Annotated in this window: 11 protein-coding genes; 6 read left to right on the plus strand and 5 right to left on the minus strand. The window is 72.1% G+C overall.

Features of this window, described 5'->3' with window-relative positions; translation table 11 throughout:
* Positions 1-83 precede the first annotated feature (83 nt).
* The 3 genes from AC5WAM_RS21340 to AC5WAM_RS21350 form a co-directional block, all read right to left on the minus strand.
* The gene (locus tag AC5WAM_RS21340) at positions 84-848 is read right to left on the minus strand and encodes a hypothetical protein (protein WP_495518508.1); all 765 of its coding nucleotides are present in this window, start codon (positions 846-848) and stop codon (positions 84-86) included.
* Positions 849-1251: 403 nt separating this feature from the next.
* A complete protein-coding gene (locus AC5WAM_RS21345; protein ID WP_495518509.1) occupies positions 1252-2034 on the minus strand; it encodes an SDR family NAD(P)-dependent oxidoreductase in 783 nt (260 codons plus the stop codon).
* A gap of 148 nt (positions 2035-2182) precedes the next feature.
* Positions 2183-2761, minus strand: a complete 579-nt coding sequence (locus AC5WAM_RS21350) for a TetR/AcrR family transcriptional regulator (RefSeq protein ID WP_495518510.1) — start codon at positions 2759-2761, stop codon at positions 2183-2185.
* 115 nt (positions 2762-2876) lie between these two features.
* Between AC5WAM_RS21350 and AC5WAM_RS21355 the strand changes: the two genes are divergently transcribed.
* The 6 genes from AC5WAM_RS21355 (at position 2877) to AC5WAM_RS21380 (ending at position 9349) form a co-directional block, all read left to right on the plus strand.
* A complete protein-coding gene (locus AC5WAM_RS21355; RefSeq protein WP_495523621.1) occupies positions 2877-3767 on the plus strand; it encodes a DUF2797 domain-containing protein in 891 nt (296 codons plus the stop codon).
* A 165-nt stretch (positions 3768-3932) separates the two neighbouring features.
* A complete protein-coding gene (locus AC5WAM_RS21360) occupies positions 3933-4388 on the plus strand; it encodes an antibiotic biosynthesis monooxygenase family protein (RefSeq protein WP_495518511.1) in 456 nt (151 codons plus the stop codon).
* 316 nt (positions 4389-4704) lie between these two features.
* On the plus strand, positions 4705-5619 hold the full coding sequence (locus AC5WAM_RS21365; protein WP_495523622.1) for an amidohydrolase family protein: 915 nt from the start codon (positions 4705-4707) through the stop codon (positions 5617-5619).
* A 261-nt stretch (positions 5620-5880) separates the two neighbouring features.
* Positions 5881-6630, plus strand: coding sequence for a response regulator transcription factor (locus AC5WAM_RS21370; protein WP_366790873.1), 750 nt, complete (start codon positions 5881-5883; stop codon positions 6628-6630).
* Between the two features lie 253 nt (positions 6631-6883).
* Positions 6884-8419: an MFS transporter gene (locus AC5WAM_RS21375; RefSeq protein WP_495518512.1), complete on the plus strand. Its 1536-nt coding sequence runs from the start codon at positions 6884-6886 to the stop codon at positions 8417-8419.
* Between the two features lie 156 nt (positions 8420-8575).
* Positions 8576-9349 (plus strand): TetR/AcrR family transcriptional regulator, encoded by a 774-nt coding sequence (locus AC5WAM_RS21380; protein WP_495518513.1) that lies wholly within the window; start codon positions 8576-8578, stop codon positions 9347-9349.
* Between the two features lie 32 nt (positions 9350-9381).
* Here the strand turns inward: AC5WAM_RS21380 and AC5WAM_RS21385 are convergent, their stop codons facing one another.
* Together AC5WAM_RS21385 and AC5WAM_RS21390 are read right to left on the minus strand one after the other, a co-directional pair.
* Positions 9382-10200 carry a YceI family protein gene (locus tag AC5WAM_RS21385; RefSeq protein WP_495518514.1) on the minus strand — a complete coding sequence of 273 codons (819 nt, stop codon included), beginning with the start codon at positions 10198-10200 and terminating at the stop codon, positions 9382-9384.
* 112 nt (positions 10201-10312) lie between these two features.
* Positions 10313-12766, minus strand: coding sequence for an MFS transporter (locus tag AC5WAM_RS21390; RefSeq protein WP_495518515.1), 2454 nt, complete (start codon positions 12764-12766; stop codon positions 10313-10315).
* Between the last annotated feature and the right edge of the window lie 75 nt (positions 12767-12841).

Here is a 12841-nt window from a genome sequence, read left to right on the forward strand (position 1 = left end):
ACATAGGGGAACCCGCAGGTCGGCTCCAGGACGCCCCGAAGTGCAGGTGGGGGTCTGCATTGCCAGCGAATCTGCAGACGACTTCAGAGAACAACCTTCGGAGACTTGAGTGGATCGGAGAACTGGTTGAGTTCATAGATCGATTTGAGCGTCTGAGGAGGCCAGGTTGTGGCGCCCTGCGTCGGCCAGACCTGTCGGGCGTATGGGGCAAAGCCTCCGAGCTTCACCTCGTAGTTGTAGCCGACAGGCCCCACGCTTACGAGTTGCAGAACGGCGTAGCCGATCCGTAGCGTCACGACTACCCCCCATAGTTTGTGTGCTGCACCGTCGGGAGCGAGGAAGCTCGCCTCGGAAGGGATTGAGCGGTACTCCAAGGGGCTCACGCCCGGTGTATACCGGGGTGGACTCATGTGCGCCGCGAAAACCCACATTTGGCGGCTCGGTTTCCGGTCCTGGAAGAGCTCCTTGTAGTGGGACGGGGGGAGGTTGTGAACCGACACATCCTGCATGAGCTGGCACATCAAGGAGGTCTTGAGGACCCAAGTGGCCAGTAGTTCTTGGTGCACGGGGGTGATTGCAGCATCTTCTCCCTTGATCATCGGCAGAAGCGTCGGTTGCACATCGGTTTCCAGTGTGCTCATCCACCCGCTGTTGCACGGCGAGCAGACCGCCTTGACCGTCGAGGTAAAGGCTCGCCCGCGATGCACACGATCGCCGTTCTCGGTAACCGAGTGGATCGTGGCGCTCCGAATTCGATCTTCCTTGGGAAGCCCATTCGCCAGCCAGCTCGGGAAGACGTGTTCGTTGGTCAGCGGACTGCCATTACAGAAGACGCAAGATCGTGCCATATAGGGACGGTATCGGGTGCTGCACTACAGGAGCGATCCATTTGGGAAGTTTGCTGCAGGGCAAAGCGCGATTAGGGAGTTGGACTGCGGAAGATCGAGGCGGCTTCGTTTGCGTCACCGGGTTGCCCGCAGGAAGGTGCCTGTCATGTGGAGCCCGGTGAGGCAGACCGTGGCGGTCTGCTCGGATGATCTGCACGAAACGCCTTACTCGTTGTTTGACGGCAGCATTGACGGCAACGACGGCACATAAGCGCTCATGATCGCCAACTGGTGCCATCTGGATCGAAGGTGGCCGGCGGCACCGGCCTTGAGGTGCCCGATCCTACGAATCAGAAGGTTGCAGCCACAGCAGACCAGAGGCCCCGGAGAGATCCGGGGCCTCTGGTGTTTCGTGCGGGGTGGGTCAGACGGTTTTCACGGTGCCGCCGTCGATCACGTAGTCCGCGCCCGTGATGTTGGCCGCCACGTCCGAGAGCAGGAACGTGATCAGGGCCGCGACCTCGGTGGGTTCGGTGATGCGGTCCGATGTCATGCCGAACCTCTGCGGGATCTCCTCCAGGAAGCGGGCGTGGTCGGCGCCCGCTGCCGCGGCCACCGTGCCCCCGAAGCCGTCCGGGTCCTCCCAGATGGAGGTCCGTACGACGCCCGGCGAGACGGTGTTGACGCGTACGCCCTGGGGGCCGAACTGCTCCGACAGGGCCTTGCCGAAGGCGGTGAGCGCGGCCTTCGCGGTGCTGTAGGCGATCGGGCCCGCGCCGGGGAGGCGGGAGTTGATCGAGGAGACGTTCACGATGGCGCCCCGGCGCTCGATCAGGCCGGGCAGCGCGGCGCGGGCGGCGCGGATCGCACTGAAGAGGTTGATGTCCAGGGCGGTCTGCCAGCGCGCGTCGTCGATGTCGAGGAAGCCGTCGAGTCCGATGTCGTCGCCGGCGCCGACGTTGTTCACGAGGAGGTCGACGCCGCCGAGTTCGCGGACGGCGTGCTCGACGAGCTCGGCCGGGCCCCGCGGGGTGCCGAGGTCCACGGCGTAGGGCAGGGCGCCGGACTCCTTCAGCTCCGGAGTGACCGTGCGGGCGGCGCCGACCACGCGCACGCCCTCGGCGACGAGGGCGCGCACGGTCGCGAGGCCGATGCCGCGGCTGGCTCCGGTGACGACGGCGGTCTTTCCGGTGAGGCGCAGGTCCATGGGGTGTCCTAGTCCTTGTCGTGGTGGAGCGGGTGGGGCAGGGGCGTATCGAGTTGTTGACCTGTAGGTACAGAATGTGGGTGTGCGAGGGCCGGGTCGGGGGCCGGCCTGGGGGTCGGTCGGGGTCAGGCCCGAGGGCGGGTCGCGGTCAGAGGAGGTCCAGTACCGCTCGGATCGTGCGGTGCGTGCCCTCCGGGCCTTCCGCGACCCGTGCGGTCACGCGCAGTCCGACGACCGTGTTCAGGAGCAGGCTGCCGACGCACGCGGCGTTCCGGTTCGGGGCGATCTCGCCCGAGCGCTTGCCCTCCTCGACCAGGGCCTGGAGGGCGGACTCGGTACGGGCGAACATCTCCCGGACCAGTTGGGTCGCGGTCCGGTCGGTGCCCGCGAGTTCGGCCGCCGCGTTCACGGCCATGCAGCCGCGGCGGTCCGGCTCCGCGAGGTCCAGGCTCACCAGGAGTTCGAGGGCGGCGCGGAGCCGCTCCTTGACCGGGCCCTCGCTCTCCAAGAGCGCGATGAGGCGCTGGGCCTGGGTGTCGCGGTAGCGGCGCAGGGCCCGCTCGAAGAGGGCGTGCTTGCTGCCGAAGGCGTTGTAGAGGCTGCCCTTTCCGATGCCGAGGGCGTCGACGAGGTCCTGCGGGGTCGTGCCCGCGTACCCCTTGCGCCAGAAGACCTCCATCGCCTGGTCCACGGCGGTCTCCGGATCGAACTGTCTCGGCCGTCCCATGGGGGGCAGCGTAACAGCGTTCTGTACTTCAAGGTCAAGAATGAGGCGGGGAAGGAGAACGGGGCGGGGGAGCCGTCCCGCCTCGTTGTCAGTGGTGTGCGTCATGCTCGGTCGTATGACGTGGTGGTGCACGGGGGTGCGGTGGCACGCGGAGGGCAGGCCCGCCCTCGGCTGGTACGCGCCCGGACGGGAGCCGCGCGAGAGCGCGCCGGAGTACGGGACCGTGCTCGCCTTCCGTGCCCGGGGCGGGCGGCGGTGCCTCGGGGTGCGGCGCGGCGGACGGTGGGCCCCGTGTCCGGTGGGCGCGGCGGTGGCGGCGCGGGCCACGCGCGGGCAGTGCGAGGAGTGCGCCCGCGTCGACCGGGCGCACTCGGTCGCGGCGGACACCTTCGCCGACGATCCACGGCCGTATCACGTGTACGTGGCGTGGTTCGGCCCCGGCGTGGTGAAGGTCGGCATCACGCGGGTCGAGCGGGGCGGCACGCGGCTGCTCGAGCAGGGGGCGGTGGCGTACAGCTGGCTGGGGCGCGGCCCGTTGATGGCCGCCCGCCGCACCGAGGAGCTGCTGCGCACCGGGCTCGGCGTGCCGGACCGGGTTCCGTACGCGCGCAAGCGGGCCCTGCGGGCGCGGCTGCCGTCCCCGGCCGAGCGGGCCCGCGAGCTGGCGGAGCTGCACCGGAGGGCGAGCGGCCTCGGCGGGTGGCCCGACTCGCTGGAGCGGCTGCCGTACGCGTGCGTCGACCACGCGGCAGTGTTCGGGCGCGCGCTCGGGCAGGCGACGGGGGTGGTCGTCGAGCTCGTGGACGGGGGCGTGGTCGCGGGCGCGCTGGTCGGGGCGGCGGGGCCCGATCTGCATCTGGAGGTGCGGGAGGGGGCGGGGCGCGGGGGCGTGGTGGTCGTCGACGGGAGGGTGTTGAGCGGGTGGCGGCTGGAAGCGGTGGCGGAGGAAGCGGGGGTGACGGTTCCGGTGCGGGGGGTGCCTGCGGTGCAGGGCGGGTTGTTCTGAGCCTCGGCACGGCTTGCCCCTGCGGGGCCCCGGCCCTGGCGGCGGCCTGCCCCTGCGGTCCCCCACCCCCGTTCGCTGACCGGAAGGTCAAAACTGGCTGCCCGTTCGGCAAGGCGGGCTCCCGGAGGTGGACAGGGGGTTCGGCCGCCGGTGACGGTGGGTGCCATGACTGATCACGCGCTGATTGCTGACGAGTCGACTGAGGGCGAGCTGGCTGCTGAGGAGCTGACGGAGCACGAGCCCGGCGGCCGTGGGATACCTGAGGTGGCCGGGCCCGTCGGGCCCTTCGAACCGCCGTACTACTCGGTCGTGTTCACCGCCCTGCGCACCGACGGGGACCACGGCTACGGGGAGACCGCGCAGCGCATGGACGAACGGGTGGCGCAGGTCCCGGGCTTCCTCGGCGCCGACTCGGCGCGGACGCCCGGCGGGCTCGGGATCACCGTCGCGTACTTCCGGGACCTGGACGCGGTCAAGGCGTGGCGGGACGACCCGGAGCACCGGGAGGCGCGGAAGCGCGGCCGGGAGGAGTGGTACGAGCGGTACGTGGTGCACGTGGCCAAGGTGGAGCGGAGTTACGGGCGGGAGCGGGCAGCGGGGGTGGCCGACGGTGGCGAGTGAGGCGGGGGAGCGAGGGCGCGACCGGGAGGAAGGCGACGGGGAGGGCCCGGAGGGGCCTTTGGGTGAGCTCGGTGAGTCAGGTTGGTCCAGTGGGTCTGGTGGGCCTGGTGGGCTCAGTGGAGCTGATGAGTCTGGCGAGCCCAGTAGGTCTGGTGAGTTCGGTCAGCCTCGTGAGCCCGGAGAGCCCGGAGAGCCCGGAGAGCCCGGAGAGCCCGGAGAGCCCGGAGAGCCCGGAGAGCCCGGAGAGCCCGGAGAGCCCGGAGAGCCCGGTGGGCCCGGTGGGCCCGGTGAGCCCGGTGAGCCCGGTGAGCCCATTCTGCCGGCGGAGGCCACGGGCTCGGCAAGGCCGGGTGGGCCCGGCGAAGTCGAGGCCGTGGTCGGGTTCTGGCGGAGGCTCGGGCTGCCGGGGCTCGTCGACGTGCACACGCACTTCATGCCGGAGCGCGTCCTCGCCAAGGTGTGGGCGTACTTCGACGGAGTCGGTCCCCTGACGAACCGCGAGTGGCCCATCGCGTACCGGCACGACGAGGAGCGACGGCTCGCCGTGCTGCGGGAGTTCGGAGTGCGGGCCTTCACGGCGATGCTCTATCCGCACAAGCCGGGCATGGCCCGCTGGCTCAACGGCTGGGCGGTGGACTTCGCGGCCCGTACGCCGGACTGTCTGCACACGGCCACCCTGTTCCCGGAGCCCGGCGTCGAGGGCTATGTGCGGGGGGCGGTCGAGGCCGGGGCCCGGGTGTTCAAGGCGCACATACAGGTGGGGGCGTACGACCCGAACGACCCGCTGCTGGACCCGGCGTGGGGGCTGCTCGCCGACACCGGCACGCCGGTGGTGATGCACTGCGGTTCCGGGCCCGCACCCGGCAAGCACACCGGACCCGAGCCGGTGGGGCGGCTGCTCGCACGCCACCCCCGGCTGCGGCTCGTCGTGGCGCACATGGGCATGCCGGAGTACGCGGACTTCCTCGACCTGGCCGAGCGGTACGGGGAGGTGCGGCTCGACACGACGATGGCGTTCACGGACTTCAGCGAGCGGGAGTCGCCGTTCCCGCGCGGGGAGCTGGCACGGCTCGCGGACCTCGGCGACCGGGTGCTGCTCGGCACGGACTTCCCCAACATCCCCTACGGGTACGGGCATCAGCTGGAGTCCCTGGAGCGGCTCGGCCTCGGGGACGCGTGGCTCAGGGGGGTGTGCCACGGGAACGGGGCGAGGCTGTTCGGGCTGGAGTGACGGCCCGCGCGGGCGGGACAGTGCCTGCCCCGGGCGGGACACCCCTGGGCCCCGGGCAGGTCGGCCGCCTCCCGCCCGGGGCCCGGCCGCCCCTCCCGCCCGGGCTCCGGCCTCACCCGGCCCGAGGCCCGGCCTCCCGCCGCGCCCGACACCCGCCTCCGCCGAGCCGAAAGCCCCCCTCCCACCGCTCCCCACGCCCTTCTTAGGGAATTCACAGGAACCCGCAAGCCCCCTCTCACCCCCCGCGCCCACGCTGAAGGCATGACCACGACCTCGCCCCAGGGGCGTACCGAACTGCTCAGGCCGGACGGGAGTCCCGTCCGCGTGCTCGTCGTGGACGACGAGGTGTCGCTCACCGAGCTGCTGTCCATGGCCCTGCGCTACGAGGGCTGGGAGATCCGCAGCGCCACCGACGGGCTGGGGGCCGTGCGGGCCGCACGGAGCTTCCGGCCGGACGTCGTCGTGCTCGACATGATGCTGGCCGACACGGACGGCCTGTCCCTGCTCGGGCGGCTGCGGCGGGAACTCCCGGAGGTGCCGGTGCTGTTCCTCACCGGCAAGGACGCCGTCGAGGACCGGATCGCCGGGCTCACGGCGGGCGGCGACGACTACGTCACCAAGCCGTTCGGCCTGGAGGAGGTCGTCGCCCGGCTGCGCGGCCTGATCCGGCGGACCGGGGCGGGCGCCGGGCGCCGCAGCGAGTCCGTGCTCGCGGTCGGTGACCTCACCCTCGACGAGGACAGCCACGAGGTGACGCGCGGCGGGCAGTCCATCCACCTCACCGCCACCGAGTTCGAGCTGCTGCGGTACTTGATGCGCAATCCGCGGCGCGTGCTCAGCAAGGCGCAGATCCTCGACCGGGTGTGGAGCTACGACTTCGGCGGCCAGGCCAACGTCGTCGAGCTGTACATCTCGTATCTGCGCCGGAAGATCGACGCGGGCCGCGAGCCGATGATCCACACCCGGCGGGGCGCGGGCTACCTGATCAAGCCCGCCCCGGTGGCGGCGTAACGCCTCGGGCGCCGTGGGCAGTGGGGGCGCAGCCGGGCCCCCGGCCCGGGCCCGGCTCTCGGCCGGGGCACTGTCGCGCTCCGCGCTCGTCCTCAAACGCCGGACGGGCTTGAACTTCCGCCCTCCACTCCCTCCGCACCCGACTCGGCCGAAGGAGTGAGACCCTCCGAAAACTTCTTGTACAGCGTAAGGCGGCTCCTCTACGGTGTATGACGCATTCGGCCTCATGCACCGTAGAAGAGAAGGAGCCGCCATGACGGCGACCACCGCCGAGCCCCCCGAGGCGGCCGCCGCGCCCCGGGACCGGCACCCGCAGCGCTGGCTGATCCTGGGCGTCATCTGCCTCGCCCAGCTCACGGTGCTGCTCGACAACACCGTCCTGAGCGTCGCCATCCCCTCGCTCACCCGCGAGCTCGACGCCACGTCGTCCGACATCCAGTGGATGATCAACGCGTACTCGCTCGTCCAGTCCGGCCTGCTGCTCACGGCGGGCAGCGCGGCGGACCGCTACGGCCGCAAGAAGATGCTGACCGCGGGCCTCGTCCTGTTCGGCCTCGGCTCGCTCGCGGCGGGCCTCGCGCAGTCCGCCACGCAGCTCGTCGCGGCCCGCGCCGGGATGGGCATCGGCGGCGCGCTCCTGATGACCACCACGCTCGCCGTCGTCGTGCAGATCTTCGACGAGGACGAGCGGGTGCGGGCGATCGGCCTGTGGGCGACCGTGAACTCCCTCGGCTTCGCGGCCGGTCCGCTGCTCGGCGGCTTCATGCTGAACCACTTCTGGTGGGGCTCGATCTTCCTGATCAACATCCCGGTGGCGCTGCTCGGCGTCATCGCGGTGGTCCGCCTGGTCCCCGAGTCCAAGAACCCGCAGGGCGACCGGCCCGACCTGGTCGGCGCGGTGCTCTCGACGATCGGCATGGCCTCGGTCGTGTACGCGATCATCTCCGGGCCCGAGCACGGCTGGACGTCGGCGCACGTCCTGGTCGCGGCGGGTGTGGGCGTGGGCGTCCTGGCCGGGTTCGCGGTCTACGAACTGCGGATCCCGTACCCGATGCTGGACATGCACTTCTTCCGGAACAAGCAGTTCGTGGGCGCGGTGACCGGCGCGGTCCTGGTCGCCTTCGGCATGGGCGGCTCGCTCTATCTGCTCACCCAGCACCTCCAGTTCGTCCTCGGCTACGAACCTCTTGAGGCCGGGCTGCGCACCGCGCCGCTCGCGGTCGCCGTGGTCGTCCTGAACACGGTGGGCCTCGGCGCGCGCCTGCACGCCAAGCTGGGCACGCCCGGCACGATCCTGACCGGCATGACCATGATGGCGGGCGGACTCGTGGTGATCGCGGTGTTCGGCGCCCACGCCTACTCGGGCATGTTCGCCGGGCTCGTCCTGATGGGCGCGGGCATCTCGTTCTCCATGCCCGCGATGGCCAACGCGATCATGGGCGCGATCCCGCCGGAGAAGGCGGGCGTGGGCGCGGGCGTCAACGGCACGCTCGCGGAGTTCGGCAACGGCCTCGGCGTGGCGGTCCTCGGGGCCGTCCTCAACGCCCGCTTCGCGGCGCTCGTCGCGGTCTCCGCCACCTCCTTCCCCGCGGCCATGGCCGCGGCGGGCTCGGCGGGCGAGCGGGAGCGCATCTCCGACGCGTTCGCCTCGGGCCTGGAGACCAGCCAGCTCGTCGGCGCGGCCGCGGTCTTCCTCGGCGGCGCCCTCGCGGCGGCGTTGCTGTGGCGGGCCGGGCGGGCAGACTCGGATCAGGGCGCGCGAGGTGCCGTGGAGGGCGCGTCCGCGTAGCCCGGTGGGCCGCGCGTCCGCGGGGCTGCGCGGGCCGGGCGCCCGCACGGCCCCGCGGACCGGGCGCCCGCATAGCATCGAAGCCGGGCGGACCTGCGTGTCGCGGCCCGCCCGGCCGTACCGTCGGGAACAGGACCTGTACCAGGAAGGTGCGCCATGGTGAAGGCAGCCGACCGCACGAAGCGAACGGCGCGCACGAGTGTCTGGCTGGAGAGCAAGGCCCGGCGCGGCTCCGGCCGCAAGGGCGACCAGCCGTCCGGCCTCGACCGGGACCGCATCACCGAGGCCACGGTCCGGCTCCTGGACGCGGAGGGGCTCGCCAAGTTCTCCATGCGCCGCCTCGCCGCGGAGCTCGAGGTCACGGCGATGTCCCTGTACTGGTACGTGGACACCAAGGACGACCTGCTCGAACTCGCCCTGGACTCGGTCTGCGCCGAGGTGCGCCTGCCCGACACCACGACCGACCCGGCCGCGTGGCGCGCACAGCTGCGCGACCTCGCGCGGGCCTACCGGGCGCTGCTGATCCGCCACCCGTGGGTCTCGCCGCTGGTCGGCCAGTTCCTGAACATCGGCCCGAACTGGCTGCGGTACTCCCTCGCCGTGCAGCAGGCCGTGCGGAACACCGGCCTCGCGCCCCAGCAGCGCAACGGCGCGATCGCCGCGGTGTTCCAGTTCGTGTACGGCTACGGCACGATGGAGGGCCACTTCATCGCGCGCTGCAACGAGGCCGGGATGACGCTGGAGGAGTACTTCCGCGACGCCGTCGGCACGGTGAACGAGGAGATGCCGGGCAACGAGACGATCCGCAGCGCCCGGGAGCTGATGAACTCCCGTACCGAGGCCACGGTCGTCGAGATGTGGGAGCGGGACTTCGAGACCGCGCTCGACCTCCTGATCGCGGGCATCGAGGGCCTCCTGTCCCGGCCCTGACACCGGCCCCGCCCCCCCCCAGGCGCCCCCGGCTAGGCGCCCGGCAGCTCCTCGCCGCGCACCGCCTGGATGTCGAGCTCCACCCGCAGCGTCGTACCGATCGCGGCGATCCCGGCCCGTACGACCTGGTTGTAGTGCATGGCGAAGTCCTCGCGCCGCAGCTCGGCGGTGGCGCGGAAGGCGGCGCGGGTGCCGCCCCACGGGTCGGGGCCGGTGCCGAGGTAGGTCAGGTCGAGGTCCACGGGCCGGACGACGCCGCGCAGGGCGAGGTCGCCGCGCACGGTCCAGCGGTCGGCCCCGGCGGGCTCCAGGTCCGTGGACCGGTAGGTGATCTCCGGGTACGCCGCCGCGTCCAGGAAGTCCGGGCCCTTCAGGTGTGCGTCGCGCGGGCCGTTGCCCGTGTCGATGGAGGCGGCCCGGATCACGGCCTCCACGCGCGACTTCGCCAGGTCGTCGGCGATGTCCACGCGCCCCGAGAACGCGGTGAACCGCCCGTGCACGCTGGAGATCCCCAGGTGCTGGGCGACCGCGCCCACGGTGGAGTGGGCGGGGTCGATCGTCCACGGCCCGGCCGCGGGCAGCTCGGCGCCGCCCGCGCGGGCGAGCACCACCTCGCCCACGTCGGCGCGGCCGCTCGCGGTGACCAGGGCGGTGGCCGCGGCGGGCGCGTACCCGACGGCGGTCACGATGACGGTGTACGGACCGGCCGCGAGCGCGGTGGCGTCCCGCACCACGCCCTCCGCGTCCGCGTCCACGCGCAGCAGCTGCGCCCCCGTCATGTCCGTGACGGTCACGACGGCACCCGGCACCGCCCACCCGTCCCGGGTGCGTACGCGCGCGCTGATCCCCATCCCACAACTCCCGTTTGCTCTGTCACTGCTCGATGTGAAGGTCCGGTCCGGGGCGGCGCCGGCTGGCCGTCCCCTGCCATTGGGTGCCGGCACCGCCCCGGACCGGGGTCGGTCACTCGCCCGGGTGGGCGAGCTCGATCTCGTGCCCGTCGACGCCGTCCCCGGCGACGACGAGGGCGGTGGCCACCGGCGGGTATCCGGCGGCGATCACGGTGTACTCGCCGCCGTCCAGGTCGGTGAAGGCGTACGCCCCGTCCGTCCCGGTGGTCGCGCTCGCCACGACGTTGCCCGCCGCGTCCACGAGGGTGACCCGCGCGTCGGCGAGCGGCTCTCCGGCGGCCCGCACGGTGCCGAGCACCCGAGCGCCGGGCCGCAGTTCGGCCTCGACCCGGGTGACGCCCACGGCGGCGACCTCGACGGGCAGGGCCACGGGCCGGTGCCCGGCCGCGTTCACGGCGACGGTGACGGTCCCCGGCACGAGCTCGCCGAAGGCGAACGCGCCCTGCTCGTCACAGGCCCCGGTGGCGAGGACGTCGCCCCGCACATCGGTCACGACGACCAGCGCGCCGGGCAGCGGCTGCTTGCCCTCGGCGGTCCGCACGACGCCGCTGAGCCCGCTGGTCCCGCTCAGGAGCACGTCGTACGCGAGCGGCTCGTCGCCGACCACGACGGTCGAGGCCTGCGGCTGGAACCCGTCGGCGGCCGCGATGAGCACGTACGACCCGGCGCCGGGCGCGTCCACGGCGTACGAGCCGTCGGCCCGCGCCACCGAGCGCCCGAGCTGCTGCCCGCCGAGCGAGATCAGGGTGACCGCGGAGCCGGGCACGGGCGCGCTCTCGGCGCCGCGCACGAAGCCGCGTACCGGAATCCCGCTCCCGGCCGCGGGAACGCCCGACGGCGCGGCGGCGGAGGCCCGGACGGCGGGCTCGCCCTCCGCGGCAGCGGCGACGGCGGCGAGCACGGGCTCCTCGACGGCGACCGGAGCCTGCGGAGCGGAACCGGCGGCCGGGGCGGCCACGGCCGCCGGAGCGGACTCCACGGACGCGGCCGCCGCCCCGGCGGACCGCAGCGGAACCTCCTTGATGAACAGGGTGATCAGGAAGGCGACGAAGGCGATGGGCGCCGCGATCAGGAAGACGTCGGCGATGCCGTGCCCGTACGCGCTCTCCATGACGGTGCGGAACGGCGCGGGCAGCTCGTCCAGATCGGGGATCCCGCCACCGGCGGTCCCGCCGTGCCCGAACGCGGCGCCCTGCGGGCCGAGATCGGCGATGCCGTCCTTCACGTAGTCGGTGATCCGCGTGGACATCACCGCACCGAGTGCGGACACCCCCATGGCCCCACCGAGCGACCGGAAGAAGGTCACCACGGAACTCGCGGCACCGATGTCCTCGGGATCCACCTGATTCTGGGTGCACAGCACCAGGTTCTGCATCATCATGCCGATGCCGAGACCCATCAGGGCCATGTAGACGGCGATGTGCCAGTACGGGGTGTCGTAGCGCATGGTGCCGAGGAGCCCGAGCCCGGCGGTCAGCAGCACACCGCCGCTCACCAGCCAGGCCTTCCACTTCCCGGTCTTGGTGATGAGCTGCCCCGAGACGGTCGAGGAGACGAACAGCCCACCGATCATCGGGATGGTCAGCACGCCCGACATGGTCGGCGACTCGCCCCGGGCCAGCTGGAAGTACTGGCTGAAGAACACGGTGCCGGTGAACATCGCGACGCCCACGAACAGCGAGGCCGCCGAGGCGAGCGTGATGGTCCGGTTCCGGAAGAGCCGCAGCGGGATGATCGGCTCGCTGGCCCGCGACTCCACGAGCAGGAACAGCAGCCCGAGCAGGACCGCGCCGCCGACCATCGTGTACGTCTGCCACGACAGCCACTCGTACTTCTTGCCGGCGCCGCTGCCCGCGAAGGTGATCCAGACGAGCAGCAGGGACACGGCGCCCGAGATGAGCAGGGCACCGCCCCAGTCGACCTTCACGTCCCGCTTGACCACGGGTAGCTTCAGAGTCTTCTGCAGCACCACGAGAGCGATGACGGCGAACGGCACGCCCACGTAGAAGCACCAGCGCCAGCCGAGCCAGGAGGTGTCGGTGATGACGCCGCCGAGCAGCGGCCCGCCGACGGTGGCGACGGCGAAGGTGGCGCCCAGATAGCCGGAGTAGCGCCCGCGCTCGCGCGGGGCGATCATCGCGGCCATGACGATCTGCGCGAGCGCGGACAGACCGCCGACGCCGATGCCCTGCACCACGCGGCAGGCGATGAGCATGCCCGCGTTCTGCGAGAGCCCGGCCACGACGGAGCCGAGGACATAGATGACGAGGGCGATCTGAACGAGCGCCTTCTTGCTGAACAGATCGGACAGCTTGCCCCACAGGGGCGTACTGGCCGTCATGGACAGCAGGGCGGCGGTGACGACCCAGGTGTAGGCGGACTGCCCGCCGCCGAGGTCGCCGATGATCTCGGGCAGGGCGTTGGAGACGATCGTCGACGACAGGATCGCGACGAACATGCCGAGCAGCAGGCCGGAGAGAGCCTCCATGATCTGGCGGTGGGTCATCGGCGCACTGTCGTGCGGATGCCCTCCGTGCTTGGCATGGCTGCCCCGCACACCGGACGGTGTGGATGTTGCCAT

This window comes from Streptomyces sp. JLYT201, assembly GCF_059448825.1.

What these genes read in the sequence shown, in the direction of transcription:
- AC5WAM_RS21340 (WP_495518508.1), bottom strand. Translation starts at nt 848, where the DNA reads ATGGCACGATCTTGCGTCTTCTGTAATGGCAGTCCGCTGACCAACGAA.
- AC5WAM_RS21345 (WP_495518509.1), bottom strand. Translation starts at nt 2,034, where the DNA reads ATGGACCTGCGCCTCACCGGAAAGACCGCCGTCGTCACCGGAGCCAGC.
- AC5WAM_RS21350 (WP_495518510.1), bottom strand. Translation starts at nt 2,761, where the DNA reads ATGGGACGGCCGAGACAGTTCGATCCGGAGACCGCCGTGGACCAGGCG.
- AC5WAM_RS21355 (WP_495523621.1), top strand. Translation starts at nt 2,877, where the DNA reads ATGACGTGGTGGTGCACGGGGGTGCGGTGGCACGCGGAGGGCAGGCCC.
- AC5WAM_RS21360 (WP_495518511.1), top strand. Translation starts at nt 3,933, where the DNA reads ATGACTGATCACGCGCTGATTGCTGACGAGTCGACTGAGGGCGAGCTG.
- AC5WAM_RS21370 (WP_366790873.1), top strand. Translation starts at nt 5,881, where the DNA reads ATGACCACGACCTCGCCCCAGGGGCGTACCGAACTGCTCAGGCCGGAC.
- AC5WAM_RS21375 (WP_495518512.1), top strand. Translation starts at nt 6,884, where the DNA reads ATGACGGCGACCACCGCCGAGCCCCCCGAGGCGGCCGCCGCGCCCCGG.
- AC5WAM_RS21380 (WP_495518513.1), top strand. Translation starts at nt 8,576, where the DNA reads ATGGTGAAGGCAGCCGACCGCACGAAGCGAACGGCGCGCACGAGTGTC.
- AC5WAM_RS21385 (WP_495518514.1), bottom strand. Translation starts at nt 10,200, where the DNA reads ATGGGGATCAGCGCGCGCGTACGCACCCGGGACGGGTGGGCGGTGCCG.
- AC5WAM_RS21390 (WP_495518515.1), bottom strand. Translation starts at nt 12,766, where the DNA reads ATGACCCACCGCCAGATCATGGAGGCTCTCTCCGGCCTGCTGCTCGGC.